The organism is Reyranella sp., from assembly GCF_017305915.1.
Taxonomy (GTDB): domain Bacteria; phylum Pseudomonadota; class Alphaproteobacteria; order Reyranellales; family Reyranellaceae; genus Reyranella.
Window position 1 is genome coordinate 145,794 of the sequence record NZ_JAFKJN010000008.1, and the last position, 25,079, is coordinate 170,872.

General features: G+C 69.4%; 27 protein-coding genes. 8 read left to right on the plus strand and 19 right to left on the minus strand.

What is annotated here, in order from left to right:
• Window positions 1-159 precede the first annotated feature (159 nt).
• Window positions 160-432: a hypothetical protein gene (locus tag J0J01_RS05690; protein WP_296379260.1), complete on the plus strand. Its 273-nt coding sequence runs from the start codon at window positions 160-162 to the stop codon at window positions 430-432.
• On the opposite strand, the gene J0J01_RS05695 is transcribed toward J0J01_RS05690, so the two are convergent.
• From J0J01_RS05695 to J0J01_RS05765, 15 genes are all read right to left on the minus strand, one after another.
• Window positions 429-1,397: a hypothetical protein gene (locus J0J01_RS05695; protein ID WP_296379261.1), complete on the minus strand. Its 969-nt coding sequence runs from the start codon at window positions 1,395-1,397 to the stop codon at window positions 429-431. The genes J0J01_RS05690 and J0J01_RS05695 overlap by 4 nt on opposite strands.
• Window positions 1,398-1,492: 95 nt before the next feature.
• Complete coding sequence (locus J0J01_RS05700) at window positions 1,493-2,287, minus strand: GNAT family N-acetyltransferase (RefSeq protein ID WP_296379262.1); 795 nt, start codon at window positions 2,285-2,287, stop codon at window positions 1,493-1,495.
• 25 nt (window positions 2,288-2,312) lie between these two features.
• Window positions 2,313-3,860 (minus strand): glycosyltransferase family 39 protein, encoded by a 1,548-nt coding sequence (locus J0J01_RS05705; protein WP_296379263.1) that lies wholly within the window; start codon window positions 3,858-3,860, stop codon window positions 2,313-2,315.
• A 7-nt stretch (window positions 3,861-3,867) separates the two neighbouring features.
• Window positions 3,868-4,374 carry a hypothetical protein gene (locus J0J01_RS05710; RefSeq protein ID WP_296379264.1) on the minus strand — a complete coding sequence of 169 codons (507 nt, stop codon included), beginning with the start codon at window positions 4,372-4,374 and terminating at the stop codon, window positions 3,868-3,870.
• 86 nt (window positions 4,375-4,460) lie between these two features.
• Window positions 4,461-5,882 carry an amidase gene (locus J0J01_RS05715; protein ID WP_296379265.1) on the minus strand — a complete coding sequence of 474 codons (1,422 nt, stop codon included), beginning with the start codon at window positions 5,880-5,882 and terminating at the stop codon, window positions 4,461-4,463.
• Window positions 5,883-7,313, minus strand: coding sequence for an amidase family protein (locus tag J0J01_RS05720; protein ID WP_296379266.1), 1,431 nt, complete (start codon window positions 7,311-7,313; stop codon window positions 5,883-5,885). It abuts the gene before it with no gap.
• 108 nt (window positions 7,314-7,421) lie between these two features.
• A complete protein-coding gene (locus J0J01_RS05725; protein ID WP_296379267.1) occupies window positions 7,422-8,801 on the minus strand; it encodes a tetratricopeptide repeat protein in 1,380 nt (459 codons plus the stop codon).
• Window positions 8,802-8,838: 37 nt separating this feature from the next.
• Window positions 8,839-9,621 carry an ABC transporter permease gene (locus J0J01_RS05730; RefSeq protein WP_296379268.1) on the minus strand — a complete coding sequence of 261 codons (783 nt, stop codon included), beginning with the start codon at window positions 9,619-9,621 and terminating at the stop codon, window positions 8,839-8,841.
• On the minus strand, window positions 9,618-10,391 hold the full coding sequence (locus tag J0J01_RS05735) for an ABC transporter ATP-binding protein (protein ID WP_296379269.1): 774 nt from the start codon (window positions 10,389-10,391) through the stop codon (window positions 9,618-9,620). The genes J0J01_RS05730 and J0J01_RS05735 overlap by 4 nt, the downstream gene beginning before the upstream one ends.
• Window positions 10,388-11,374 (minus strand): ABC transporter substrate-binding protein, encoded by a 987-nt coding sequence (locus J0J01_RS05740; RefSeq protein ID WP_296379270.1) that lies wholly within the window; start codon window positions 11,372-11,374, stop codon window positions 10,388-10,390. The genes J0J01_RS05735 and J0J01_RS05740 overlap by 4 nt, the downstream gene beginning before the upstream one ends.
• Window positions 11,375-11,390: 16 nt before the next feature.
• Window positions 11,391-12,959 carry a carboxyl transferase domain-containing protein gene (locus J0J01_RS05745; protein ID WP_296379271.1) on the minus strand — a complete coding sequence of 523 codons (1,569 nt, stop codon included), beginning with the start codon at window positions 12,957-12,959 and terminating at the stop codon, window positions 11,391-11,393.
• A complete protein-coding gene (locus J0J01_RS05750; protein WP_296379272.1) occupies window positions 12,956-13,177 on the minus strand; it encodes a biotin/lipoyl-binding carrier protein in 222 nt (73 codons plus the stop codon). The genes J0J01_RS05745 and J0J01_RS05750 overlap by 4 nt, the downstream gene beginning before the upstream one ends.
• Window positions 13,178-13,188: 11 nt before the next feature.
• A complete protein-coding gene (locus J0J01_RS05755) occupies window positions 13,189-14,703 on the minus strand; it encodes a carboxyl transferase domain-containing protein (protein WP_296379273.1) in 1,515 nt (504 codons plus the stop codon).
• Complete coding sequence (locus tag J0J01_RS05760) at window positions 14,700-15,896, minus strand: CoA transferase (RefSeq protein WP_296379274.1); 1,197 nt, start codon at window positions 15,894-15,896, stop codon at window positions 14,700-14,702. Before J0J01_RS05760 ends, J0J01_RS05755 begins: the two co-directional genes overlap by 4 nt.
• Before the next feature lie 10 nt (window positions 15,897-15,906).
• Window positions 15,907-16,593, minus strand: coding sequence for a GntR family transcriptional regulator (locus tag J0J01_RS05765; RefSeq protein ID WP_296379275.1), 687 nt, complete (start codon window positions 16,591-16,593; stop codon window positions 15,907-15,909).
• Between the two features lie 140 nt (window positions 16,594-16,733).
• Here J0J01_RS05765 and J0J01_RS05770 point away from each other — a divergent pair, with 140 nt between their 5' ends.
• Complete coding sequence (locus tag J0J01_RS05770; RefSeq protein WP_296379276.1) at window positions 16,734-17,711, plus strand: tripartite tricarboxylate transporter substrate binding protein; 978 nt, start codon at window positions 16,734-16,736, stop codon at window positions 17,709-17,711.
• Window positions 17,712-17,757: 46 nt separating this feature from the next.
• Here J0J01_RS05770 and J0J01_RS05775 read toward each other — a convergent pair whose 3' ends face one another.
• From J0J01_RS05775 to J0J01_RS05785, 3 genes are all read right to left on the minus strand, one after another.
• Window positions 17,758-18,126, minus strand: a complete 369-nt coding sequence (locus J0J01_RS05775; protein WP_296379277.1) for a hypothetical protein — start codon at window positions 18,124-18,126, stop codon at window positions 17,758-17,760.
• Window positions 18,127-18,239: 113 nt separating this feature from the next.
• Window positions 18,240-18,641, minus strand: a complete 402-nt coding sequence (locus J0J01_RS05780; protein ID WP_296379278.1) for a hypothetical protein — start codon at window positions 18,639-18,641, stop codon at window positions 18,240-18,242.
• A 29-nt stretch (window positions 18,642-18,670) separates the two neighbouring features.
• Window positions 18,671-19,537, minus strand: coding sequence for a DUF4743 domain-containing protein (locus J0J01_RS05785; protein ID WP_296379279.1), 867 nt, complete (start codon window positions 19,535-19,537; stop codon window positions 18,671-18,673).
• A 74-nt stretch (window positions 19,538-19,611) separates the two neighbouring features.
• Between J0J01_RS05785 and J0J01_RS05790 the strand changes: the two genes are divergently transcribed.
• Both J0J01_RS05790 and J0J01_RS05795 read left to right on the plus strand, forming a co-directional pair.
• Window positions 19,612-20,037, plus strand: coding sequence for a hypothetical protein (locus J0J01_RS05790; RefSeq protein WP_296379280.1), 426 nt, complete (start codon window positions 19,612-19,614; stop codon window positions 20,035-20,037).
• Entirely contained in the window at window positions 20,034-20,399 is a 366-nt protein-coding gene (locus J0J01_RS05795) for a hypothetical protein (protein WP_296379281.1), read from the plus strand. The genes J0J01_RS05790 and J0J01_RS05795 overlap by 4 nt, the downstream gene beginning before the upstream one ends.
• 3 nt (window positions 20,400-20,402) lie before the next feature.
• Here the strand turns inward: J0J01_RS05795 and J0J01_RS05800 are convergent, their stop codons facing one another.
• Window positions 20,403-21,467: a hypothetical protein gene (locus J0J01_RS05800; RefSeq protein WP_296379282.1), complete on the minus strand. Its 1,065-nt coding sequence runs from the start codon at window positions 21,465-21,467 to the stop codon at window positions 20,403-20,405.
• Between the two features lie 165 nt (window positions 21,468-21,632).
• Between J0J01_RS05800 and J0J01_RS05805 the strand changes: the two genes are divergently transcribed.
• The 4 genes from J0J01_RS05805 to J0J01_RS05820 are packed head-to-tail and all read left to right on the plus strand — an operon-like array spanning window position 21,633 to window position 25,012.
• Window positions 21,633-21,965: a hypothetical protein gene (locus J0J01_RS05805; RefSeq protein WP_296379283.1), complete on the plus strand. Its 333-nt coding sequence runs from the start codon at window positions 21,633-21,635 to the stop codon at window positions 21,963-21,965.
• A gap of 43 nt (window positions 21,966-22,008) precedes the next feature.
• Window positions 22,009-22,494, plus strand: coding sequence for a cupredoxin domain-containing protein (locus tag J0J01_RS05810; RefSeq protein ID WP_296379284.1), 486 nt, complete (start codon window positions 22,009-22,011; stop codon window positions 22,492-22,494).
• Window positions 22,491-24,215 (plus strand): copper resistance system multicopper oxidase, encoded by a 1,725-nt coding sequence (locus tag J0J01_RS05815; RefSeq protein WP_296379285.1) that lies wholly within the window; start codon window positions 22,491-22,493, stop codon window positions 24,213-24,215. Before J0J01_RS05810 ends, J0J01_RS05815 begins: the two co-directional genes overlap by 4 nt.
• On the plus strand, window positions 24,212-25,012 hold the full coding sequence (locus tag J0J01_RS05820; RefSeq protein WP_296379286.1) for a copper resistance protein B: 801 nt from the start codon (window positions 24,212-24,214) through the stop codon (window positions 25,010-25,012). The genes J0J01_RS05815 and J0J01_RS05820 overlap by 4 nt, the downstream gene beginning before the upstream one ends.
• Window positions 25,013-25,079 lie beyond the last annotated feature (67 nt).

Sequence of the window (25,079 nt, forward strand, 5' to 3'; positions counted from 1 at the left end):
TTGCGCGTGCTACGCCGCCCGCTTGCCTCCGCGAGGGCTCTACGCACGCGCGCGATGCAGAGAGGATGCGACCGGCGCGGCAGCGCGGCGAGGGACGGCCGTCGTTTGCCGACGCTGCCGGGTCCCCTGTAGGATGCCCGGCGCACGGGAGGAGTGGGCATGTTCTACAGGCTGCTGCGGCGGAGCGGGATGGCGGTGCTCGTCGCGCTGATGGCCTTCGAGGCCGGCGCACAGATCAGCGGCAGTCCCCCCATGTCGCCGCCGCCAGTTCAGGGTATCGGGTCGGGCGGGGGCGCGGCGCCTCCGGCCTCGGGGACTCCGTCCCCGGGGGCGCCGTCCGTGACCCCCATCGGGATCCCGAGGGAGGTCGTGCCGGCCACGCCGACCAAGGAAACGCCCGCGCCCGAGTCGGACAAGGCGAAGACGCGCTAGCTTCGCGCGGCGTCGGCGCGCCGGCGCAGGATCCACGCCACGCCGGCGCCGGGCAGCATCCAGGATTCGCACTTCGCCCGGAGATAGCCGGGCCTGGTCGTGAGGTGGAGCTGCTCGTCGTTGACCACCATCGTCTTGTGCTGCAGGTCGTAGTCCTTGGGGTAGGCGACGGTGATGTCGAAGTTCTTGGTCGGATGCGCCATCGTCCAGTATTGCAGGCGCTCGCGCTTCATGGCGTAGCGGGCGTCGAGCGCCACGATCAGCCCGTCGACCGCCTTGTAGGCCTCGAGCGAGATGCCCTGCTTCAGGGCGTCGCGGTCGGCCGGCGTCTTCGCCGTGTCGGCGAGCTCGACGACCTGCGAGGCCTTGGCATGGTTCTCGGGATACTTGACGCAGAGGCTGACCGAGATCACCTCCTCGACGTCGCGTTCCTCCAGCCACCAGCGGACCTGCGGCTGGATCGCATCGCCCGCGATGCGGCAGCGATAGCTGGTCCTGACATTGACGTTCCAGAGGTCGCCGGCGCCTTCCTCGAGGAAGACCTCGGTGGTCACGTCCTCGCGGAACGGCTCGGCGATGAACTTGTGCAGGTGGACGTGGAAGTAGTTGAGGAACGAGCCCTCGCGGTCGATGTTGGGGTCCTTGAAAAAGGCCTTCATCACGCCGACCTGCAGCGCGCTCAGCCGCTCCTTGTCGAGGTTGGTGAGGAACGTCTGCTCGATCACGATGTCCTGCAGGCGGCGCTCGAAGTAGTTGCGCCAGTCCTTGGTCTCGATCAGCACGTTGATGATGCCGAGCGCGATGAAGGCGATGCCCAGGGTCTCGGACAGGAACACGACGGCATGGGCGATGCTGCCGCGCTCGGTGTGGAAGACATGGGCGACCAGCGCCAGCACGATGCCGCCGAGGACGAAGGCCGTGCCGTACATGTAGCCGAGCGCCCGCTCTTTCCTGTCCGCGTCCATTGTCGCCCCCGCCCGTCGCCGATCCGCCGGCGATGCGGCCAGAGTATCTCCGGCGGTCGCCGGCCGCCACGGCGGTTCGCCCGGTGCGGCCTGGATCAGCAGCCGTGAGCCCAGTGCGTGAGGGTGACGAACGGCCGGAGCCCGACCGAGCGCGCCAGCGCGATCGAGGCGGTGTTGTCCTCCTCGACCTGGTAGCGCGGCATCAGCCCGCGTTCGCCGAGCTCGGCCAGCGCGGTGCGCACGACGCGCGCCGCCAGGCCCTGCCGCAGGTGCCCGGGATCGGTGACGACGCCGCCCACCTCCCACACCGGCCCGTAATTCTCGAAGGCGAAGCAGACCGCGAGCGGCCGGTCGTTGTGCTCCAGCACGCAGGCGAAGGCGCGGCCGTCGCCCAGCATCGGCTCGAGCCATTCGCGGTCGTGGCCCTGCGTCGCGAACAGCGCGAACGCCCGGTCGCCCGGCGCGCGCGTGAAGTGGACGCCGCGGTCTGGCTCGATGAGGTCCGGCTCGACACGCTCCGACGCCGTGAACGAGACGAACGCGGTGCGCCGCTCGAGCGCGAACTGGCGGGCGACTGCGGCGCGGTCGGCCTCGCTCGCGAGCTTGAAGACCACGCGCGCGCTGGCCGGCACATGCGCGAGCAGCCGGGCGGTGAGCGCCGGATGGTCGCTCGCGATGAAGGCCGCGATCCTGGCCTTCGGATAGGTCTGCCGGTCCCACGGGCTGGCCGCGGCGTCGAGCATGACCAGCGTGGCGCTGCCCTCGGCGCCGGTCACGCGATGGGCGGCGACATGCTCGGGCCAGGCCAGCAGCTGCTTCAGCAGCACGATGTGGCGCAGCGGCTCGCGGGCCAGCGCAGCGATCAGGTCATGGTGGGAGGGTTGCGGCATCGGGGCGATCCTACCCCGATCGGGCCTACCGTTTTACAGCGAGCACGAAGCCCGGGCCGCCGTCCTCGAACACGTGGGTCGTGACCCCGGCCGGGCTGCCGGCGATGGCGAGCAGCTTGTCCCTGACCCAGGCGCTCGCCTCGGGCGTCACGTTGTGCGCCATCCAGGCGAGGACCGGGCAGCCCTCGCTGGCGAGCCGCCGCTGCAGCTCGGCCTTCAAGCCGGCCGGCAGCACGCCCTGCGCGAGGTCGCGGCTGAACACCAGCGCGGTCGGCGCGAAGCCCTGCAGGTAATGGCCGTAGGCGCCGCCGTAGATCAGCTCGGCATAGCCCGGCTTGTACCAGGCCGGGCTGTCGGTGGTGATCACCGGCAGGACCTGGCCGCGGCAGGCCGGCTGGCCGCCGATCCAGGCGGCCGATTGACGGAACGGCTCGTGCACCACCCGCGATCCGGTGCCGGGCAGCCGCGCCACCGCGACCCCGGCCATGCTCAGCGCCAGCGCCGCGAGCGTCACGGTGAGCGCCAGCCTGAGCGCCGGCGCGGCCTTCTCGACCGCGGCGTCGTAGGCGAGCGCGGCCAGCGCCCACACGAACGGCGAGACGACCATGAAGTTGCGGTCCCAGAAGTTCGGCGCCAGCAGGGTCGAGCTCGCGATCGCGCCGAGCAGCACCACGACCGGCACGCCGGCCAGGAACAGCAGGGTGCGGCTGGGCTGCAGGCGGCCCGTCGATCCGCGCCGGCCGTGCAGGATCGCGGCCGCGCACAGCAGCAGCGCCACCAGCCCCGGGGTGCCCAGCGTGTAGTCCAGGCAGGACTTCAGCACCGCGACGTACCAGGCGACGTCGTTGCGGTACCAGTTGTCGCCGAGCGAGACCCGGGTATGCGGCTCGATCACCAGCTTGACGTACAGCCCGGCCGCGACGGCGAGCGCCGCCCCGGCGGCGGCAAGCCGCCAGCGGTCGCGGTGCTCGAGCAGGCCGAGCAGGATCAGCACGGCCAGGCCGACATGGAGCACGTAGAAGTGCGTGAAGGCGCCGGCCAGCATCAGCGCCAGCAGCGCGGGCGTCCGCCAGCCGCGCTGTCCTCGCAACCGCGCCAGCGCCAGCGCCAGGATGCCGGTCACGATCAGCAGGCAGAGCGCGTAGGAGCGCGCGTTCTGCGCCTGGCTGAACCAGAACAGCGAGCCGGTGGCGAGCGCCGCGCCGAACAGCCGCGCCGGCAGGCTGAAGACCGCGCGCATGCCGGCGACGAACACGACGATCGCGGCCGAGGCGGCGAGCGCGCTCGGCAGGCGCAGCATCGCGTCGCTGGCGCCCGCGACCTGCGTGAAGGCGCCGAGCGTCAGCAGGTAGAGCGGCGGATGGACGTCGGTGGCGATGCGCTCGAACAGCGTCGTGCCCGGCCACGGCTCGAGCAGCTTGGCGGTGAACAGCTCGTCGAACCACAGGCTGTGGGTGTCGAGGCCGACGAAAGCGAAGACCAGCCCGACCGCGACCGCCAGCCCGAAGCCTGCGACGGCGATCCGCCGGTCGCTGTCGGCGCGCACCGTCCAGGTCTGGCGAGCGGGGACCATGCTTCTCTTACGCGTCGAGCAGGTCGATGTGCCCGGCCGTGCGGGCGCGCAGCCAGGCGACGGCCGAGCGGCCGAGCAGGTAGCCGCTCGCCAGCAGCATGAAGAACTCCGCCGTCGACTCGTAGGGGTTCTCGGCGCGCAGGCCGGTCTCGATCGCGCCCTGGATCGCGGCGAACAGCACCATCGCCCAGCCGACCCAGACGGCGTCGCTGCCGCGCACCACCCGCACCAGCCCGTGGGCGCGGTCCGAGGCCACCGTCAGCGCCCAGCCGCGCGCACCGCCCGCCACGATGCCGGCGGCGGCGACCAGCCAGACCTCGGGATTGGCGAGGTCGCGGATCTCCGGATACGACAGCAGGATCACGGTGCCGGCGAAGGCGAGCACGCCGGGCAGCAGGAGCTGCCACCGCGCGAAGGGGATGGGATGGCGCTCGGGATTGGCGGTCACCGCCGCGCCGATCGCCAGGAGAACGATCAGGAGATCCAGGCCATACATGACCAGCAGATGCTTCATGCGAAGCCTCCGGCGCGCGAGACCTCGCGCGCTGTGAGAAGCCTTGCGTACGGACTTGCGCTCAAGAACGTGCGCCGGGGCGCCGCCTAAATCTGATGCGCCATCGGAGGCGCATGGATCGGCCGCACGCGCTCATAAGCCGCCGCCGCCCGCAGCACGAGCGCATCCCGCGCATGTCCGCCGACGATCTGCAGCCCGATCGGCAGCCCGTCGCGGTCGAGCCCGCAGGGGATCGTCGCTGCCGGCTGGCGCGTCAAATTGAAGGTCAGGGTGAACGGCGTCCAGCCGATGTCGACGCCGTCGCCGCCCCACGCCGCGTTCTGGTTCACCTCGAACGCGGTCATCGGCATGGTCGGCGTCAGCAGCAGGTCGTACTTCGCCATGAAGGCATTCATGATCACGCCGAGCTGCTGGCGCTGGTGGATCGCGGTCACCACCGTCTCCTGGCCGAGATTGGCGCCGACCTCGGCGGCCTTGACCAGGCCCGGATCCATCAGCGCCTGCTTGTCAGGCGCGTAGCCCTTGAACAGCACCGCCACGTTCGACTGCCAGTGCGCGTTCAGGATGGCGCGCGGATCGAGCCCCTGCAGGTCGGGCGAGTCCTCGACCACCTTGGCACCCAGGGTCTTGAACACCTTGGTCGCGGCCTCGACCGCGACCGCGACGTCGCGGTCGATCCTCTCGCGCTCGATGAAGCCCAGGTTGGGCGAGTAGGCGATGCGCAGGCCCTTCACGCCCTTGTCGAAGCCCTTGAGATAGTCCTCGGCATCGTCGGGCCGGCCGTAGGGATCGCGGCTGTCGGGCCGCGCCATCACGTTCATCATCATCGCCGCATCGCGCACCGTGCGCGTCATCGGCCCGATATGCGACAGCGTGCCCTGCGCCGAAGGCGGGAACAGCGGCACGCGCGCCTGCGTCGGCTTGAGACCGAACAGGCCGGTGAACGAGCAGGGGATGCGCACCGAGCCCGCGCCGTCGGTGCCGACCGCGAGGCTGCCCATGCCGACCGCCTCGGCCGCGACGCCGCCGCCCGACGAGCCGCCCGGTGTGTGGCCGATCTTCCACGGATTGTGGGTCGCGCCGAACAGCCGCGAGTCCGTCACGCCCTTCCAGCCATATTCCGGCGAGGTCGTCTTGCCGAGCAGCACCGTGCCCGCCTCGCGCAGCCGCTGCGCCACCGGCGCCTCGACGGTCCACGGGCCGTTCTCGTCGGTCGCGAGGCTGCCCATGCGGGTCGGCAGGCCCTTGGTCAGCACCATGTCCTTGATGGTGAGCGGCACGCCGTCGATGTCGCTGAGCCGCTTGCCGCCCTTCTTCCAGCGCTTCTCCGAGGCGCGCGCCGCCCGCAGCGCACCATCGGGATCGAGATGCTGGAAGGCGTTGAGCTTGGGATTGAACGCCTCGATGCGGGCGATCGCCGCCTTCACCGCCTCGACCGGCGAGGCCTTGCGCGCCTTGTAGAGCTTGGCCAGCTGCCAGGCCGGCATCAACGCGAGATCGGCGGTCATCTACTTGGTCTCCGGCAGCACGGGGAACTCGATCGGGTGTTCGTCGGCATAGGCGCCGGCCAGCGCCAGCACCGCGGCGTCCTCGAAGTGGCCGGCCACGATCTGCAGCCCGACCGGCAGGCCGGCGCTGCTGAGACCGCACGGCACCGAGGCGGCGGGCTGGCGCGTCAGGTTGAAGGTCGCGGTGTAGGGCGACCACATCATGTTCGGCTTGCCGTCGGGCCCGTCCGGGGCGTTCTTCAGCACCGCGAAGGGCTGCACCGCGACGGTCGGCGTCAGCAGGAAGTCGTATTTCTCGAAGAACAGGTTCCACGCCACCGACATCTCGCGGCGGATGGCGTGCGCATTGACCACGTCCTGCAACGTGTAGCGCTCGCGCGCCAGCTTGGCGCCGGCCAGCAGCGCCGAATCGAATTCGCCATGGCGCTGCTCCGGAAACATATCGAGCAGCCGCTGGCTGTTGGTCAGCCATTGCGTGACGAAGCTCCTGCCGGCCTCGGCATGCGGGAACGGCGGCGCATCGATCTCCTCGACCGCGCAGCCGAGCTTCTCGACCCGCTTGGCGGCCTTGGTGACCATCGCCGCGACCTCGAGATCGAGCGGGTGCTCGCTCATGCGCAGCAGGAAGGCGACCTTCGGCTTCCTTTTGTGCTTGTGCTTGTGCCTGTGCTTCAGCGCCTTGATGTAGTCGGCGTCGTCGGGCGGCAGTTGCGTCGGATCGCGCGGGTCGGGCCGGGTGATGGCGTTCAGCATCAGCGCGCAATCGAGCGCCGTGCGGCACATCGGGCCGGTGTTGGAGAAGTCGCCGTTCAAGGTCGGCGGCCAGTTGGGCACGCGGCCGTAAGTGGCCTTGAGGGTGACCAGGCCGTTGAAGCTCGACGGGATGCGCACCGAGCCGCCGCCGTCGGTGCCGATGGCGAGCGGCCCGAGCCCGGCCGCAGCCGCGGCGCCCGCGCCGCCCGACGAGCCGCCCGGAGTCATGTCGGTGTTCCACGGATTGCGCGTCACGCCGTGCAGCGGCGTGTCGGTCACGCCCTTGTGGCCGAACTCCGAGCTCGTGGATTGCGCGAACACGATCGCGCCGGCCTCGCGCAGCCGCGCCACCGCCGGCGCGTCGGCATCGACCGGCGTCTTGTCGGTGAGCTTGCTGCCCATCGAGGCCGGCCAGCCCTTGACCCGCACCAGTTCCTTGATCGAGACGGGGACGCCGTCGATCGGCGACAAAGGCTTGCCCTTCTTCCAGCGCCGCTCCGAGGCGCGCGCCGCGGCGAGCGCCGGCCCGGCATCGACGATGCACAAGGCGTTGAGCACCGGATTGACCGTGTCGGCGCGCGCCAGCACGGCCTTCATGGTCTCGACCGGCGAGGCCTTGCCCTTGGCGTAGAGCTTGCCGAGCTGCGCGGCGGTGAGCTGGGTCAGATCGTGCTTCATGTCGAGTCCCTCTTCGCTGGGAGCGCGCCACTCCAGTGGCGCTCTTCTCGGCGTGGCCGGTACCGACATGATGCGCCACTGGAGTGGCGCGCTCCCGGCCATGAGCCCCTACGCGTTGGCATACTGCCGCGCCAACCGCTCGGCCTGGTAGTCGGCGGTCATCGCCTGCTCGGCGCGGCCGAGCTTGCGGTAGAGATCGGCCAGCGCGCGCTTGGTCGCCGGCACCGTCGGCCGCTCGCGTTCGTCGGCCTGCAGGATCTTGAGCGCGGCGTCGTTCCAGCCCGACTTGATCAGGGCGTCGAGATGGATCGCGCCGAACAAGGCACGCTGCGCGATGCTGCCGCCGATCGGCCGCAGGTGCGGCATCGCCTGTCCGAGCAGGCGCGCGGCCTCGGCGTGGTCGCCGCGGGCGTGCGCGGCGAGGCCGTGCGCCGCCGGCACGGCGCAGTCGGCCCAGGCCTCGCGCTCGAACGGCTTGGCCTGCTCGCCGCGGTCCTCGAGGCTCGCCAGCATCTCGGTGACGCTCGGCTTGCCGGCGCGGGCCAGCGCGTAGAGGTACTGCAGGTCGAGGAACGGCACGAAGTGGTCGTGCAGCCGACCTTCGAGATAGGACGCCACATCCGCCCAGCGCGCGCCGACATCGACGCCGCGCAGCTCGAGCCGCGTCAGCAGCGAGATGGCGTTGATCTGGTCCTCGGAGAACTCCTTCCACACGCCCCATACGCGGCTGTCGAACAGCGCCAGCGCCTCGTCCGTGCGGTCGAGATCGATCAGGAACAGCGCCTGATGCCACCAGTTGTGGGTGTACATGAAGGAGTTGCAGTCGGCCCAGCAGTCGCTGACCGACTCCAGGAACGCCACGCCCTCGGTCAGCCGGCCGCGCGCCTCGAAGCAGTGCGCCATCGCGTGGTGCGCCCACGGGTCGTTGCGCCCCATCTCGATCGCGCGCCGGGCATGCGCCTCGGCCTCGTCGAGGCGATTGCACTCCTCGAGGCCGAAGGCATGCATGCCCCAGACGAAGTGGTTGTCCCTGTTGGCGGCGATCAGATGCTCGCCGATCCGCAGCAGCGCCTCGGCGTCGCCCAGGTTGAAGGCGTGCAGTTGCCCGAGCTTGCCGGCCAGCAGGTCGCGCGGCCATTCGGCGACCATCTTCTCGTGGATCGCGAGGCTCTTGTCGGCGTCGCCGTCGAGCCAGGCCTGGGTGGCGTCGAGCCAGGCCCGTTCGCGCGGGCCGATGCCCTTGCTCAGGATCCGGGCGCGCGCCAGGTATTTGGCGCCGAGCGCGCGGCCGTCGACCGAGTTCATGGACAAGACGAGGTTGGCGGCCAGCACCGGCAGCAGCGCGCACGTCTCTTCGGCGTCCGCTGCCGCCATGAACCCGTCGAAGCGCTTGCCGAAGACCAGCCATTCCTCGCGCAGGAAGTCGAGCGCCTCGATGGCCTTTGCATCGGCGTTGGCGACGTCCAGCCCTTGACCGTCCTTCAACATGACCCCGCTTATTTCAGGGCCAAGCTTCGCACAGGCGCTAGGCCTGCTCCAAGCCCTCGCGGACGAGGCCCCACCGCATCGTGGTGCGTTGTTCGATCGGCCGCAGGATCAACCGGTCCATGGCCAGCCAGACAATGCCGATCGCGAGCATGCCGACGACGATGCGGGCCGACTGAAAGTACTGCTGGGCGTTGAAGATGGCGTAGCCCAGGCCGTCGGTGCTGGCGATCATCTCGCCGCCGACCAGCGAACGGAAGCCGAAGGCGATGCCGAGGCGGATGCCGGTCATCAGGTTGGGCAAGGTCGCCGGGAAGATGACATGGCGGATCACGTCGCCGCGGTTGGCGCCCAGGGTCCGCACCGCCTCGATCAGCACCGGCTGCACCATGCGGATGCCGGTCAAGAGGTTGTGCAGCACCGGGAAGAAGACCGACATCACGATGATGAAGGTGACCGCGCCCTGGCCGAGCCCGAACCACAGGATGGCGAACGGGATCCAGGCGAGGCCGGGGATCGCCTGCAGGAGGTTGACCAGCGGATCGAAGAAGTTGCGGCTCGCCCGGCTCAGCCCCATCAGGTAGCCGAGCGGCACGGCGATCGCGCAGCCGACGACGAAGCCGAGCAGCAGGCTCTTCAGGCTGACCGCGAGGTTGACCAGCAGCACGCCGGAAGCGAGGTCGGCGGCGAAGGTCTGCGCGACCTCGAGCGGCGAGGGGAACAGCACCTTGGGCCAGATGCCCGCCATCGCCAGCGCCTGCCAGATCGCGACCGCGACGGCGAACGGGAACAGCTCCGCGAAGAGGGTGCGCGCGGCCTTCATGCCTTGGTGCCGTGGATGCAGCGCGTGAGCTCGTCGCGATAGGCGGCGAAGCGGGCGTCGTTGACCAGCGCGTCCCAGCGGCGCGGCCGCGGCAGCTCGATCGCGAGGTCGGCGACGATGCGGCCCGGCCGGCCGGACAGGGCGATCACGCGGTCGGACAGGAACACCGCCTCCTCGATGGCATGGGTGATGAACAGCACCGTGGTGCGCTCGCGCGCCGTGATCGCGGTCAACTCCTCCTGCAGGTGCTGGCGCGTCATCGCGTCGACGGCGGCGAACGGCTCGTCCATCAGCAGCACGGTCGGGTTGTTGGCGAGCACGCGGGCCACGGCGGCGCGCTGGCGCATGCCGCCCGAGAGCTGGTGCGGATACTTGTTCTCGAAGCCCTTGAGGCCGACCAGCTCGACGAAGCGGCGGGTGATCGCCTCGCGCTCGGCCTTGGGCAGCTTCTTGAGCCGCGGCCCGAACTCGATGTTGGCGGCCGTGGTCTTCCACGGCAGCAGCGCGTACTCCTGGAACACCATGCCGCGGTCGGCGCCGGGGCCGGTGATCTTCCGGCCCGAGACGGTGATCTCGCCGGCGGTCGGCTTGTCGAGGCCGGCGACCATGCGCAGGAAGGTCGACTTGCCGCAGCCCGATGGGCCGATCACCGAGACGAACTCGTGCGGCCGGATCGCCAGCGAGACGTCCTCGAGCGCCACGACATTGTCGTTCGCAACCGTGTCGAAGTAGGTCTTCGACACGTTGCGCGCGACCAGCAGGTCGGTCACTTCAGCAGCTCGGGCTTCTTGGCCTTGAGCTCGGCCGTCACCTTGTTCAGCGCGGCGAGATGCGGCTCGAGCTTGATCGGCGCCGGGATCAGCTTCTCCTCGGCGAGATAGTCGGCCGTGGTCTGCAGCGACTTGGCGGTGAAGTCGTCGATCACCGGATCGTAGGTCAGCACCTTGAACGAGACCTCGACGATGCGCGGCTCGACCTTGAGGAACTCGGCCTCGAGCGCGGCGGCCTCCTTCTGGTTCTGGCGCACCCATTGCTGCGATTCCCAAAGGGCGGCCACGGCGTCCGCGACCTTCGTCGGGTTGGCGGCGGCCCACTTGTCGGAGATCAGGAACAGCCCGCCGCCCTGCACGTGCTTGCCGAGACGCAGCAGGATCGAGGCCTTGCCCTCCATCTTCTCCTCGGTGAGCGTCAGGAACGGCTCGAGGCCGGCCATCGCATCGACCGCGCCGGAGACCAGCATCTGGCCCATGTTGCCGTAGTTGGCATTGACCCGCTGGACGGAGTCGCGCGGCAGGCCCGCTTCCTTCAGCACCTGGTTGAGGCCTTGCGCCGGCGCGGTGCCCTGCGGCACGGCGATCTTCTTGCCCTTGAGGTCCTTCGGCGAGGCGATGCCGGATTCCTTGCGCACCAGGATGCCGTAGGAATCGCCGCCCTTGGCGTACATCGAATAGGCCTTGAAGGGCAGGCCAGTCGCCCAGGCGACGACGGTCGATTCGACGCCGCCACCCGACCAGTCGGCCTGGCCCGCGGCCAGCGCCTGGTTGGCCTGCACGCCGGTGGCGAGCGGCAGCACTTCCACATCGAAGCCGTACTTGGCGAAGATGCCTTTCCTGGCGCCGACATAGAAGGCGGCCTGCGAGGCCGTCGTCAGCACGCCGAACTTCACCTTGACCTTGTCCTGCGCGGCGGCGGGGCCCGCCAGCAGCAGGCCGCCGGAAGCGAGCAGCGCGGCCCGCCGAGAAATACCCTTCATTGTTCGTTTCCTCCCATCATGGACGCACGCCGTATTTTGCTTTGGGCCCCAGGCTCGTGCGGATGCGTGCCTGCGCCGCATCGATGAAGCGGCACAGGTAGGGGCGCGTCTCGCGCGGATCGACGATCTCCTCGACGCCGAACGCCTCGGCGGTGCGGAAGGGCGAGGCCATGGCGCGCAGCTCGGCCTCGATCTCGCGCTCGCGCGCCTTGGCGTCGGGCGCATTGGCGAGCTCGCGGCGGAACGCGGCGGCGACGCCGCCTTCGATCGGCAGCGAGCCCCATTCGGCCGACGGCCAGGCGATCTTGAACTCCAGGCCGTTCTTCTCGGTCGTGCCCATGCCGGCCATGCCGTAGCACTTGCGGATCACGACTGTGTAGGTGGGGACCGTGGCCTGTAGCCCCACATAGACCGCGCGCATGCCGTCGCGCAGCGTCGCCGCGGCCTCGGCGTCGCGGCCGACCATGAAGCCCGGCACGTCGACCAGGAAGATCAGCGGAATGTGGAAGCAGTCGCACATCTCGACGAAGTGGATCTGCTTGCGCGCCGCCTTCACGTCCATCGCGCCGCCATAGACCATCGGGTTGTTGGCGACGATCCCAACGACCTTGCCGTTCATGCGGGCGAGGCAGGTGATCAGCGCCTTGCCGTAGGTCGGCTGGATCTCGAACACCGAGCCGTTGTCGACGATGTGGCCGATCAGCTTGCGCATGTTGTAGGGCTTGCGCCGGTCCTTCGGTACGGTCGACAACAGCTCCTCGTCGCAGCGATCGACCGGATCGGTGCAGGCGACCTCGGGCGGCGCCTCCCACACGTTGGACGGCATGTAGGACAGGAAGCGCCGCAGCTCGGCGAAGCACGCTTCCTCGCTGTCGACGCGGTTGTCGATCGTGCCGGCAAGGTCGACCGCGATCTGCGTGCCGCCGAGGTCTTCCTTGCCGATCTTCTGGCCGAGCGAGCGCTCGACCACCGGCGGGCCAGCGGCGAAGACGTGGCTGGTGCCGTCGACCATCACCGACCAGTGCGAGAGGATGGCGCGGCCGGCCGGGCCGCCCGCCGCCGTGCCGAGCACCGCCGAGACGACCGGCACCTTGCCGAGCAGCTCGACCGAGCGCTCGAAGCCGTGCACGCCGGGGAAGATCGAATGGCCGCGCTTGTTGATCGAGGTGACGCTGCCGCCCGAGCCGTCGATCAGGTTGACCAGCGGGATGCGGTAGCTTGCGGCGAGGTCCTCGATGAAGCCGCCCTGGCCGCCTTTCTTGCGGTCGCCCGACCAGCTCGAGCCGCCGCGGATGGTGAAGTCCTCGCCGCCGACTGCCACCGGGCGGCCGTCGATGCTGGCGAGGCCCATGACGTAGGGCGCCGGCGTCACGCCCTTCAGCGTCGCACCGTCGTACCTGCCCTGGCCGGTGAGGGTGCCGACCTCCTTGAAGGAGTCCGTGTCGACCAGCCTGGTCACGCGCTCGCGGATGGTGAGCCGGCCGCGCTCGTGATGCTTGGCCACCGCCTCGGCGCCGCCCAGAGCCATCGCATCGCGGCGGCGCAGCCGCAGCTCTTCGACCTCGGCGCTCCAGTCGTCGCTCATCGCGTCAGCACGGCCAGGACCTGGCCCTCGCTGATCGCCGTTTTCTCGTCGACCATGAACTTGTCGATCGTGCCGTCCTGCTCGGCGATGACGGGGATCTCCATCTTCATCGATTCGATGATCATGATGGTCTCGCCGGCTTCGATCTTCTGGCCGACCTTGGTCGTGATCTGCCAGACCGAGCCCGCGACGTCCGCCTTCACCTGGATCGCTGCCATTTGCCGTTCTCCTAGAAGCTGGTGGGCCAGCCGCGCATCAGGTGCTGCCCGATGCCGCCGCTGAGGCGTGCGCGATGCACGTCGAGCATGCGGATCAGGTAGTCGCGCGTCTCGTGCGGCTGGATGATCGATTGCACCGCGAAGACCGCGGCAGCGTCCCACGGTTCGCTGTCGCGGCTCATTTCCGCAAAGGCCTCGTCGAAGCCGGGCTGTCCGGGCTCCAGCCCGTGCACGATCTTCACCGCGAAGGTCGGGTCCATGAAGCTCACCTCCGCGGACGGCCAGGCGGCGACCTCGTCGGAGTTCCGCCCGCCGCCCATGTTGAGATAGGCCTGACCGTAGGTCTTGCGCAGGATCACCGAGAGCTTTGGGACTGTGCAGAGCTGCAGCGCCTGCATGAAATTCATGATCTTGCCCGGCGCGCGCTTGCGCTCCGCCTCGATGCCGATCGAGAAGCCTGGCGTGTCGACCAGCAGGATGACCGGGATGTTGAAGCTGTCGCACAGCACCAGGAACGAGGCGCCCTTCTCGCAGGCGTCGGTGTCCATCGCGCCGCCGCGGAACAGCGGGTTGTTGGCGAGGATGCCGACGGTGCGGCCGCCCAATCGCGCGAGGCCGGTCGTCAGCACCTTGCCGAAGCGCGCCTTGACCTCGAAGAAGCTGCCCTCGTCGACTATCGCGCGCACGATGCGGCGCACGTCGTAGACCTGCGTGCGCTTCTCCGGCAGCAGCTTGGCGATGTCCGCCATTCCAGCGCCCGATCCGGCCGGCACCGGCCTTTCCGGCGGCCTCTCGTTGTGATGCGAGGGCAGGTAGGAGAGGAAGGTGCGGATCAGCGCCAGCGCCTCCTCGTCGGTCTCGGCGACGGCATCGGCGAAGCCGGTCACCTCGGCATGGACCTGCCAGCCGCCCATCTCCTCGGGATCGACCTTCTCCTTGATGGCGAGCGAGGCGAGCTGGGCGCTCGACACGGCGAGCACCGCGCCCTTGCGCACGACGTTGAAGTCCGACAGCACCGAGTACCAGGACGACGAGCCGTAGGAGAGGCCGAGCGTCGCCGAAGCCCACGGCGTCTCGCGCAGGCGGATGTACTGGGTGCCGTCGTTGCCGAGCAGGGTGGCCATGCCGCGCGCGCCCATGTGGTCGGGCATGCGCGCGCCAGAGCTTTCGCCGAGGAAGACCATCGGCAGGCCGCGGCTGGTGGCGACCCGCTTCATATGGCTGATCTTGCGGCCGTTGGTGCCGGCGGACGAGGCGCCCATCACCGTGAAGTCGTTGGCGACCACGGCGCAGTCGCGGCCGTCGATCTTGCCGAATCCCGCGATCTTGCCGTCGGCCGCCGACTTGTCGGGATCGACCGGCGAGGCGCCGAACAGGCCCGATTCGATGAAGCTGCCGGCGTCCAGCAGCGTCTCGACCCGCTCGCGGGCATTGAGCACGCCTTGGGCCTTGCGGCGGGCGAGCTTCTCCGGCCCGCCCATGGCGAGCGCCTTGGCCTTGCGCGCGTCGTAGGTGCTGGTGCTCATGCGACGATGCCTTCCTTGGTGAGCGCATCGATGCGCGTGTCTTCCAGCCCCAGCACCTCGCGCAGCACGGCGCGCGAATCCTGGCCGACGTCGCGGCCGGCATGACGCACGCCGCCCGGCGTGTCGGAGAGGCGCGGCACGACGGCAGGCATGGCGACCGAGCCGAGATGCTGGTCGGGCGCCTCGATGATCGAGCCGCGCTCGCGGTAGTGCGGGTCGTTGAAGATGTCCTCGACGGTGAAGATGCGCGTGGCCGGCACCGACACCGCGTCCATCTTCGCCTCGAGGTCGGCGAGCGTGTGCTGCTGCGTCCAGGCCGAGATGATCGCGTCGAGCGCCTCGTGGTTGTCGTTGCGCGCGGCGTGGAGGGCGAAGCGCTCGTCGTCGGCGAGCTGGGGCTGGCCCATCGCGCCGCAGAGGCGGCGGAACAGGCTGTCGGCCATGGCGGTGATGTGGATGTAGCTGCCGTCGGCCGTCGGATAGAGATTGTTGGGCGTGCTGCCGATCAGGCGCGAGCCGGTGCGGTTGGGCACGAAGCCCAACTTCTGGTAGGCGCCGATCCACACTTCCATGAAGTTGAAGGCGCTTTCGTAGAGCGCCGCGTCGATCACCTGGCCGCGGCCGGTCTTGTCGCGCGCCATCAGCGCCATCACCGCGCCGTAGGCGCCGTGCAGGCCGGCGATATAGTCGGTCATCGACACGCCGACGCGGCTCGGTGCGCGGTCGGGATCGCCGGTGAGATGACGCAGTCCGCTCACCGCCTCGCAGACCACGCCGTAGCCCGGCCGCTGGGAGTAGGGGCCGTCCTGGCCGAAGCCCGAGATGCGAACCATCACTAGGCGCGAGTTGATCTTCGACAGGTCGTCCCAGCCGAGGCCCCATTTCTCGAGCGTGCCCGGCTTGAAGTTCTCGACCAGCACGTCGACCTTGGCGGCCAGCGCCTTGACCAGGGCGCGGCCTTCGGGACGGCGCAGGTCGATCGCGACCAGCCGCTTGTTGCGGAAGATCGAGGCGGCGTAGAGCGAATGGCCGTCGACCGACTTGCCCATGGTGCGCACGGGATCGCCTTCGGCCGGCTCGATCTTGATCACCTCGGCGCCGAAGTCCGCGAGCATGCGGCCGCAGAACGGGCCGGCCACGGTCGAGCCGATCTCGAGCACGCGATAGCCGGCCAAGGGTCCCTGTCGCTCCACCAACCGGCTCCTAAAGAACGTATTTCTGGAAGCGGCGCAGCGTCGCCTGTGCGTTCTGCAGGTTCATGCGCTTCAGCCGCTCGGCGCCCTCGGCGTCGCCGGCGCGCATCGCCGCCACGACGGCGCGATGCTCGCCGAGGCCCGACTGGGCGCGGCCGGGCAGGATGACGATGCGCCGGATCACCACGTTGGTCTTCTCGTAGATGCTGTCGAGCATCCGCGCGGCGACCGGATTGCGCGCCCATTCGATGATGGCGTGGCGGAAGCGCTCGTAGACCACGATGAAGGAATCGAAGTCGCCGGCCTTCACGTAGGCGTCCATCGGCTCGCCGAACAGATGGATGAACTCGTCCCAGGTCTCGGGCGGGGCGTTCTGGGTGGCCAGCCGCACGCACATGCCTTCGAGCACCGAGCGCACCTCGTAGAGCTGGAAGACATGCTCGAGCTCGAGCCGCGACACCACGGCCCCGCGGTTGGGGATGCGCTCGATCAGGCCGCGGCTCTCCAGCACGCCGAACACCTCGCGGATGCGCGCGCGCGGCACGCCGAACTCGGCCGCCAGCTCCTGCTCGCCGAGCTTGGCGCCGGGCGCGATGTCCTGGCGGCCGATGCGGTCGCGCAGCACCTGGACGATGTCGGCGATCGAGCGCGCGCTGGTGCTGCCGCCGCCACCGCTCGGCGGCTTGCGGGCGCGCATCCGTGCCCTGGTTTTCAGCCTGACGACCCGGCCTGACATTTCCCTTCCCTTGTGGTCACATTGCAGCCAAGCCGCAATTCGATGTCAACAATCTTGTTGGCAATATTGTCGCCAGGAAAAAAGAAAGCGGGAGGAACGGCATGAAACGGCGCCAGATGCTGCGCAGGATGGGCGTGGCGGCAGGATTTTTCGCGGGCTCCGGCCTGGTTCGCGCGCAGGCCTTTCCCGACCGGCCGGTCCGCTTCGTGGTGCCCTATGCGCCGGGCGGCTCGACCGACACGTCCTCGCGCATCGTCGCCGAGAAGCTGGCGGCGATCCTCGGCCAGCCGGTGGTGGTCGAGAACAAGGCGGGCGGCGGCACCATCATCGGCACCGAGTTCGTCGCGCGCTCGAAGCCCGACGGCTACACCCTGCTGCTGTCGCCGGCGGCGCTGATCGCCAATGCCGCGTTCGGCGTGAAGGTGCCGTACGACATCGACAAGGACCTCGTGCCGGTGATCGGCTTCGTCGATCTCGCGGTGCTGCTGGCGGCGGCGAACGACGCGCCGTTCAAGACGGTCGCCGAGCTGCTCGCCTACGCCAAGGCCGATTCCGGCCGCACCATTGCCTATGCCTCGGCCGGCGTCGGCAGCCTGACGCATCTGTGGGGCGAGTACGTCAAGGCGCGCCTGAAGCTGCCGCTCGAGCATGTCGGCTACAAGGGCAGCGCCGAGGCGCTGCGCGACGTGATGGCGGGCAACGTGCCGCTGTTCTCCGACGTGCTGGTGCCGACCGCGACGGCGATCCGCGCCGGCAGGGTGCGCGGGCTCGCGGTGGCGACGACGGCGCGCGTGGCGCTGCTGCCCGACGTGCCCACGGTCGGCGAGGCGGGCCTGCCCGGCACCGAATGCACCATCCCGTTCGGCGTGTCGGTCGCCGCCGGCACGCCGCCCGAGATCGTCGCGCGACTCAACGTAGCGTTCAACGAGGCGCTGGCCGATGCGGCGGTCAAACAGAAACTCACCGAGCTCGGCTTCCTCGCCGTCGGCGGCAAGCCCGAAGCCTATCGCGAGGTGACGACGCGCGAGATCGCCAAGTGGCGACAGGTGATCAAGGACTCCAACATTCCGGCGCCTTAAGCGCTCCCCCTAGGGGAGCGCTTGGGAGCGAGCCTGCGGTTCGCTCCTAACTCTTCGGGCTGCCGCCGAGGAAGCAGTAGATGACGCCGCTGCGACTGGCACAGATGTGGCTGCGACCGTCGGGCGCGAGCTGCTTCAGCACGGCGCGCGGCGGCACCAGCACCCACTTGCCGTCGATCAGCGCGCGCCACTCGCCTTCGTCGGTGAGATAGGCGCGGGTCGGCCGGCAGTCGCCTTCGATGCCGTTGACCGTGCCGTTGCAGCACGAATAGCCGGTGCCGGGCTGCTTCAGCTCCTGGTACCAGTCATGGTTCTCGGCATGGCCCTGGCCGTGGTTGCCCTGCTGGGCGATCACCGGCCAGGCGATCGCAGTGATTGCGAAGATCGAAACAACAGACCGACTGCGAAAGGACATGGGGGTTGCCTTCGCGCGTGCCAGTCGGGTCGGTCACGTATTCGGATCGACGCGCCATTGCGCCCGACTGAATCCGTTGCCGCGATGTTACAACGAGTCGTTGTGGAAGGCGATCAACTCTTCGGGCTGCCGCCGATGAAGCAGTAGATCATGCCGCTCTTCCCGGCGCAGATGTGTGAATTGCCGTCGGGCGCCAGCTTTTGCAGCACGACGCGCGGCGGCACCGGCATCCAGCGTCCGTCGACCAGCGCCTTCCACGTGCCGTCCTCGGTGAGGAAGGCGCGCGTCGGCCGGCAGTCGCCTTCGACTCCGTTCATGGTGCCGTTGCAGCAGGAGTAACCGGTGCCGGGCTGCTTGAGGTCCCTGTACCAGTCGTGGTTCTCGGCGTGCCCGAGATTGCGGGTGCCGTCGATGGCGCCGTTGCCGTGCCGATGACTGGAAACGTCTTGAGCCAGCGCGGGGGCGACAGGTGCGATCGCAAGCGAGGCGGCGATCGAGAGGCAGACGACGCGCATGAGGACACCTCCTCACACGCCACAACGTGTCATCTCTCCGACGGTTGCGTCCGGTGCAATCCCTCGACGATGGCGAAGAAGTCGCGATCGTCGGCGCGCAACATTCCATGGCGCACGAAGAAATCGATCAGCACCAGATTGCAGTTGTATTTGAACTGCTTAGTGTCGCGTACCGTCTCGTACACACGCTGCACCGGCCACAACTCGAACGCATGCACTTCGCCGTCGTGCGCCCGCGGCACGAAGTCCTGCGGCAGCTCGAGATCGAAGCAGGTCATGACGTCGGGCTTGAGCTGGCGGCCCGACTGATTCCAGTAGGCGATGAAGCCGACCGCCAGCGCCTGCTCGGCGAGCTTGCGCGGGATCGCCGCCTCCTCCGCGCATTCCTTGATCAGATTCTCCAAGATGCCGATGTTGGCCGGCTGCCCGCCCGCTACGGTGTTGTCGAGCTCGCCGGGAAAGGTCGGCTTGTCATAGGAGCGGCGCGGCACCCAGATATGCAGGCCGTCGTCCTTCCTCACGTAGCCCGTCATGTGCGGGCCGTAGGCGCGCACGCCGAACCACGGCACCGCGGCGCGCTCCATCTCGAGCAGCGTCGGATCGTTGAAGTGCGGCGCGACCTTGTACGGCTCGTCGCGCCACGCCTTGCCGAACAGGCCGCGCGCCCTGAGCTCGAGCAGGAAGTCGCGCATCGCGGCCGTGCGCTTGGCCGGCGTGTCGAGCGAAGGCTCGAGGTACCAGCCGCCGTCGCGATGGCCGAACAGGTCGGGCCGCACGGCGATCATCGGCAGGAAGTCGCGGTGTAGGAAGCCTGCGCGCGTCGTGCCGACATACCAGGGCTCGAACTGGCCGAGGTCGGCGTTGTTGCAGGCGGCGATGCGGTCGAGGAAGGACATGGTGCGGCTTTCCTGCTACACGGCCGGCGGGGGCTTCCGCAATGGGGCGCAGGACACTGCTGTATGCTGCCGGCTTGTCCGTCTGGACGGCGGCCGCGGTCGCGGCCTGGGAGATCGTGCGGCTGATCGCGCGCTGGGACTATAAGGACGGGCGCCCTTACTGGCGCTACGTGTTCAGCGACCTCAACGCGGTCATCTACGTCTTCGTCGCCGTCGCCTCGTTGGCGGCCGGCATGCTGGCCTTCCATGCGACGGGACGGGTCCGACCGGCGGCGCGGGTGGCGCTGCTGGCCGTCCTCGCCCCCGCCGCGCTGCTGTGCGCGGCGGCCCTGACGGTGACGCTCGGCACGCTGCTGCAGGCGCATGAGAACGGCGGGCTGATCGATCCGCTGGCGCTGCTGTCGGTCTTTGGCGGCGCGCTGGCGATCGCCGCCCACAAGCTCGGTCTGCCGAGCGTGCTGGCGGCGGCGGCCTGGTCGTGGTTCTTTTGCCTGCGATGACCGAAGAAGAGTTGCAGGCCGCGCTGGAGCGGACCACGCCTGCGCGCGACCGCTACGACCTGTTCGTCGAGGAGGCGCGGGACCAGGACGTCCGTGTGCGCTTCTCGCCGGTGCAGGGCGAGGGCTGGTCTTTCGCGGCGCTGCTGGCGGCGACCGAGACGTCGCTGCGCGCAGCCGCAGGAGTCGAGGCCGCGGTCACGCATCTCAACGTGACACGCATCCGCGCGCCGCAGGACGGCGACATCATCGCCCTGTCGCGCGTGATCTGCCGCGACGGCGGCACGATCCACGCCGAGGCCTGGCTGTTCAGCCACGCCGTCGTCGAGGCGATGCTCCACGCCACCGCAACTCTCACCGTGTGACGGCTATTCCCAGGCGGCGCGGCAGAGGGCGCGGGTGTCGAGCGCCTGGTCGGCCAGGCCCCAGGTCTCGGGCTGGGTGGCGGCGACGGGTGCGCCGTGCGCCCAGCGGCTGGCCGGCCGGACGAACTGCCGCTCGATCGACGGGGCGAGAACCGAGTCGATGTTGTGGACCCGGCGCCGGGGATAGTCGAAGGCCATGCGCGCGCGATGGGCGAGGCCGGCGCCGCCGAGCCGCGCCAGGATCGCCTCCAGCCCGCGCTGCCAAGGCCGCCAGACGAAGGCGATGCGCGCGTTGTTGAGATGCCCGTGCCGCGGCTTGTAGACCTTGCAGGGCGCGGGCCACAGGCATTGCTTCACTCCGAGCGCAGCGGCAGCGTGCATGACCAGCGAATCGCCGTCGAGGGTGAGCGTGGTGTCGTCCGCGGGATGGCCGCGCAGGCGGTGCCACCACGCCGCGGCCATCAGCAGGAAGTCGCCGCTCGCGTTGGTGTGCAGGTCGCGCAGCCGCCAGTGCGGTGATTGCTCGATGTATGCGTTGCGTTCGGCGGGCAGCTTTTCCAGCGCGGCCAGCAACCGTGTGCCGTCGAGCGACCACAGCGTCTTGGGCACCACCACGTCGTAGCGGTCGACTCGGTACAGCGTGTCCGGATCGAGATCGCGCCGCGCGATGCGCGCGATCGTCTCGGCCGACAGGAAGGTGTCGCTCGCCTTGGGCAGGATGAAGCGGCCGCGGGCGCGGCGGATGCCGACGTTCCACGCCTCGCCGCTGTGCATGCCGTGCTCGTCGGCCCCCTTGAAGCGCAGGTGATGGACGGGATCGCTGACGATGCCCCTGACGGCAACATGGGACGACGTGCACGGCAGGTCGAGCGAGTCGACGAGCAGGGGCCGCTCCGGTGGCGGGTTCCATTCCGATACGACGATCTCGGAGTCGAGCGCTGCCGCCTCGAGCTGGCGCACCAGGCAGGCGATCGCCTTCGAGGTGCGCACGAGGTAGTCGTCGGTGTAGCCGTCGTTTCGTCCCCAGGTGACGAAACTGACATAAGGAGTGGACCGGGACTCTGACATCGACCCCGGAACATTGTGATCGGCTGCCGTCGCGTCAATAGCGGCCGATCCGCGCGCCAGCCGCGTGCACCGGCGCCGCCGCGACTGCCTCCCTGGCGCAGCGCATTCGGCGGGCTTTTATTGTGGGCTCGGCCTCTATCCCCGCAACGCCTGACGGAGTATGTCATGCGCATGCGTCTGCGCAGCCTGCTCTGGCTGGTCGCCTTGGCGGCATTCCTGTTGCCGTCCTTTGTCGGCCCGGCCGTCGCCGCTCATCGGATGAGCGATCCGATGATGAGCGACTGCGGCCGCGAGATGCCGCCGCCGCCGTGCCCGGAGAAGGACACCGCCAAGCACGCCGCCGGCCTGTGCTGCCCCCTCATGTCGGGGACCCTGGCGCTGCTGCCGCCGGTCGCGGCCGCCGGCCCGCGCAGCCCGCACGTGGCGCTCCTTACACTGGTTGCGCCGCACCTGACCGGCCTTTCACCGCACAAGGATCCGCCGCCTCCCCGCGTCTGAACCCGCTTCCTGCGCGTTCCCCCTTTCAGACACGGAGATTTTCATGTTGTTCCGACCATTGGCCGTCGGCGCTCTGGCACTGGCTGCGGCCCTGCCGGCGTCCGCTCACGGCCCCGGCCATCCCATGAGCGGAGGCAAGCCGGGCAATGCCGCCAAGGCCAGCCGCACGATCGAGATCGTTGCGACCGACAATGCCTTCTCCTTGAAGTCCCTGCAGGTGCGGGACGGCGAGACCGTCCGCTTCGTCATCCGCAACGACGGCTTCGAGTCGCACGAGTTCCTGATCGGCACCGCGGCCGAGCACGCCGAACATCTCAGGATGATGAAGGCGATGATCGAGCAGCAGAAGAAGGGCGGGCGAGCCGCGCCGGCAATGAACCACGACAGCGGTGTCATGGTGGCTCCCGGCGAGACCGTGACCTTCGTCTGGACCTTCGCCAGCACCGCCAACCTGCAATTCGCCTGCGACATCCCCGGCCACTACGAGGACGGGATGCACGGGCCGGTGAGCTTCGGGGGTGGACGATGAACCGCCGCCGCTTCGTCGAAGGCCTGGCCGCCACCGGCCTCGCCGCCCTCGCGCCGGCGCGCGCGTCGGCGGACACCCGCGTCGACCTCACGGTTGGCACCCTGCCGGCCAACATCACCGGCCGGCCGCGCACCGCCACGGTGGTGAACGGCTCCTTGCCGGGACCGATCCTGCGCTTCCGCGAGGGCGATGCCGTCACGATCGACGTGCGCAACACGCTGCGCGAAAGCACCTCGATCCACTGGCACGGGCTCTATCTGCCGAGCGCCATGGATGGCGTACCGGGCCTCTCCTTTCCCGGCATCGCGCCGGGCGAGACCTTCACCTACCGCTTCCCGATCCGGCAGGCGGGGACCTACTGGTATCACAGCCACAGCGGCACCCAGGAACAGGCCGGCCTGTACGGCGCGCTGATCCTCGAGCCGCGCGGCCGCGAGCCGTACACCTACCAGCGCGACCACGTCGTGCTGCTGACGGACTGGAGCGACGAGGAGCCGATGACCATCGTCTCCAACCTCAAGCAGCAGGGCGACTACTACAACCGCAACCGCCGCACGCTCGGCACCTTCATCGAGGACACCCGGCGCGACGGCCTCGGCGCTGCCGCCGATGACCGGCTGATGTGGGGCAAGATGCGCATGAGCCCGACCGACATCGCCGATGTCACGGGCGCGACCTACACCTTCCTGATGAACGGCCAGCCGCCGGCGGCGAACTGGACGGCGCTGTTCACACCCGGCGAGAACGTGCGGCTGCGCTTCATCAACGGCTCGTCGATGACGACCTTCGACGTGCGCATCCCCGGCCTCGACCTGCGGGTGGTGCAGGCCGACGGCTCGGACGTCGAGCCGGTGACGGTCGAGGAGTTCCGCATCGGCGTCGCCGAGACCTACGACGTGATCGTGCGGCCGCGCCCGCAGGCCTACACGATCTTCGCCCAGGCCCAGGACCGCAGCGGCTATGCCCGCGGCACGCTGGCCTTCCGCTCGGGGATGGAAGCCGCCGTGCCGCCGCTCGATCCGCCGCCGCTGCGCACCATGGCCGACATGGGCATGTCGCATGAGGGGATGTCGCATGAGGCGATGGGGCATGGTGGCATGGACCAGTCCAAGATGGACCACTCCGCGATGGACCACTCCACGATGGACCACGCCGCCATGGGGCGGTCCATGCCGGCGCGCGAGATCCCGGTGACCAACGCCGACGGCGTCGATCCGAGGCAGCTCGCCGGCAAGCCCAGCGTCGACAACGTCGCGATGGCGCCGAAGGATCGGCTGGGCGAGGCCGGCACCGGCCTCGACGGCAACGGCCGCCGAGTCCTGACCTACCGCGACCTGCGGGCGCTCGCGCCGCGCCGGTTCGTGCCGCCCGAGCGCGCCATCGAGTTCCACATCACCGGCAACATGGAGCGCTGGATGTGGGGCTTCAACGGCAAGAAATTCTCCGAGGCCAGGGCGGTGCGCGTGCGGCTCGGCGAGCGCGTGCGCTTCGTGATGATCAACGACACCATGATGGAGCACCCGATCCATCTGCACGGCTACCTGTTCGAGGTCGAGAACGGGCAGGGCGACCGGTTGCCGCTCAAGCACACCGTCAACGTCAAGCCGGGCGAGCGCATGAGCTTCGTCTTCACCGCGGACGCGCCCGGCCATTGGGCGTTCCACTGCCATCTGCTCTACCACATGGAGATGGGCATGTTCCGCACGGTGCTCGTATCGTGAGCGCGCCCGTCCTCGCGCGGGCACTGGCCTGCCTGCTGCTGCTCGGCCTGCCCCATGGCGCCGCCGCGCAGATGACCCACGATCATGCCGGGCACGGCGCGCCGCCTGCATCTGCACCGGCGACCGGCGATCCCGGCGACCCCGCGCCGTTCGGCTCGCCGGTGATGGACCAGCACGTCTTCTATCACCTCATGCTGAACCAGCTCGAAGGCCGGTTCGGCGCCACCAACAGCTTCCGCTGGAGCGGCGAAGGCTGGCTCGGCACCGACCAGCACCGGCTGTGGCTGCGCAGCGAGGGCAAGCTGGCCGACGGCAAGGTCGACGACGGCCAGCAGGAGCTGCTCTATGCGCGGCCGATCAGCACCTACTTCAACGCCATGATCGGCGGTCGCTACGACCTCGATTCGGCGCCCGGCCGCGGCTGGGGCGCGATCGGCATCGAGGGACTGGCGCCGCTGTTCTTCCGCGTCGCCGCCACCGGCTACGTCGGCGGCGACGGCCGGCTCGCCGCCAAGCTGGAGGGCAGCTACGACCTGCTGCTGACGCAGAAGCTCGTCCTGCAGCCGCAGGTCGAGATGAACTTCTACAGCAAGGCCGATGCCGAGCGGGATCTCGGCAGCGGCCTCGCCGAGATCGATGCCGGCCTGCGCCTGCGCTACGAGATCACGCGCAAGGTCGCGCCCTATGTCGGCGTGACCTACACCGGCAAGTTCGGCGGTACCGCCGACTTCGCCCGCGCCGCCGGCCATGCGACGGACGAGGTGCGCTTCGCGATCGGCTTGCGGACGTGGTTCTAGAACGGGAATGGCTCTTCGAGTTCCTCCCCTTGGCGGATTCCGCCAAGGGGAGGTGCCCCCTCGGGGG

What these genes read in the sequence shown, in the direction of transcription:
- J0J01_RS05690 (WP_296379260.1), top strand. Translation starts at nt 160, where the DNA reads ATGTTCTACAGGCTGCTGCGGCGGAGCGGGATGGCGGTGCTCGTCGCG.
- J0J01_RS05695 (WP_296379261.1), bottom strand. Translation starts at nt 1,397, where the DNA reads ATGGACGCGGACAGGAAAGAGCGGGCGCTCGGCTACATGTACGGCACG.
- J0J01_RS05700 (WP_296379262.1), bottom strand. Translation starts at nt 2,287, where the DNA reads ATGCCGCAACCCTCCCACCATGACCTGATCGCTGCGCTGGCCCGCGAG.
- J0J01_RS05705 (WP_296379263.1), bottom strand. Translation starts at nt 3,860, where the DNA reads ATGGTCCCCGCTCGCCAGACCTGGACGGTGCGCGCCGACAGCGACCGG.
- J0J01_RS05710 (WP_296379264.1), bottom strand. Translation starts at nt 4,374, where the DNA reads ATGAAGCATCTGCTGGTCATGTATGGCCTGGATCTCCTGATCGTTCTC.
- J0J01_RS05715 (WP_296379265.1), bottom strand. Translation starts at nt 5,882, where the DNA reads ATGACCGCCGATCTCGCGTTGATGCCGGCCTGGCAGCTGGCCAAGCTC.
- J0J01_RS05720 (WP_296379266.1), bottom strand. Translation starts at nt 7,313, where the DNA reads ATGAAGCACGATCTGACCCAGCTCACCGCCGCGCAGCTCGGCAAGCTC.
- J0J01_RS05725 (WP_296379267.1), bottom strand. Translation starts at nt 8,801, where the DNA reads ATGTTGAAGGACGGTCAAGGGCTGGACGTCGCCAACGCCGATGCAAAG.
- J0J01_RS05730 (WP_296379268.1), bottom strand. Translation starts at nt 9,621, where the DNA reads ATGAAGGCCGCGCGCACCCTCTTCGCGGAGCTGTTCCCGTTCGCCGTC.
- J0J01_RS05740 (WP_296379270.1), bottom strand. Translation starts at nt 11,374, where the DNA reads ATGAAGGGTATTTCTCGGCGGGCCGCGCTGCTCGCTTCCGGCGGCCTG.
- J0J01_RS05745 (WP_296379271.1), bottom strand. Translation starts at nt 12,959, where the DNA reads ATGAGCGACGACTGGAGCGCCGAGGTCGAAGAGCTGCGGCTGCGCCGC.
- J0J01_RS05750 (WP_296379272.1), bottom strand. Translation starts at nt 13,177, where the DNA reads ATGGCAGCGATCCAGGTGAAGGCGGACGTCGCGGGCTCGGTCTGGCAG.
- J0J01_RS05755 (WP_296379273.1), bottom strand. Translation starts at nt 14,703, where the DNA reads ATGAGCACCAGCACCTACGACGCGCGCAAGGCCAAGGCGCTCGCCATG.
- J0J01_RS05765 (WP_296379275.1), bottom strand. Translation starts at nt 16,593, where the DNA reads ATGCGCGCCCGCAAGCCGCCGAGCGGTGGCGGCGGCAGCACCAGCGCG.
- J0J01_RS05770 (WP_296379276.1), top strand. Translation starts at nt 16,734, where the DNA reads ATGAAACGGCGCCAGATGCTGCGCAGGATGGGCGTGGCGGCAGGATTT.
- J0J01_RS05775 (WP_296379277.1), bottom strand. Translation starts at nt 18,126, where the DNA reads ATGTCCTTTCGCAGTCGGTCTGTTGTTTCGATCTTCGCAATCACTGCG.
- J0J01_RS05780 (WP_296379278.1), bottom strand. Translation starts at nt 18,641, where the DNA reads ATGCGCGTCGTCTGCCTCTCGATCGCCGCCTCGCTTGCGATCGCACCT.
- J0J01_RS05785 (WP_296379279.1), bottom strand. Translation starts at nt 19,537, where the DNA reads ATGTCCTTCCTCGACCGCATCGCCGCCTGCAACAACGCCGACCTCGGC.
- J0J01_RS05795 (WP_296379281.1), top strand. Translation starts at nt 20,034, where the DNA reads ATGACCGAAGAAGAGTTGCAGGCCGCGCTGGAGCGGACCACGCCTGCG.
- J0J01_RS05800 (WP_296379282.1), bottom strand. Translation starts at nt 21,467, where the DNA reads ATGTCAGAGTCCCGGTCCACTCCTTATGTCAGTTTCGTCACCTGGGGA.
- J0J01_RS05805 (WP_296379283.1), top strand. Translation starts at nt 21,633, where the DNA reads ATGCGCATGCGTCTGCGCAGCCTGCTCTGGCTGGTCGCCTTGGCGGCA.
- J0J01_RS05810 (WP_296379284.1), top strand. Translation starts at nt 22,009, where the DNA reads ATGTTGTTCCGACCATTGGCCGTCGGCGCTCTGGCACTGGCTGCGGCC.
- J0J01_RS05815 (WP_296379285.1), top strand. Translation starts at nt 22,491, where the DNA reads ATGAACCGCCGCCGCTTCGTCGAAGGCCTGGCCGCCACCGGCCTCGCC.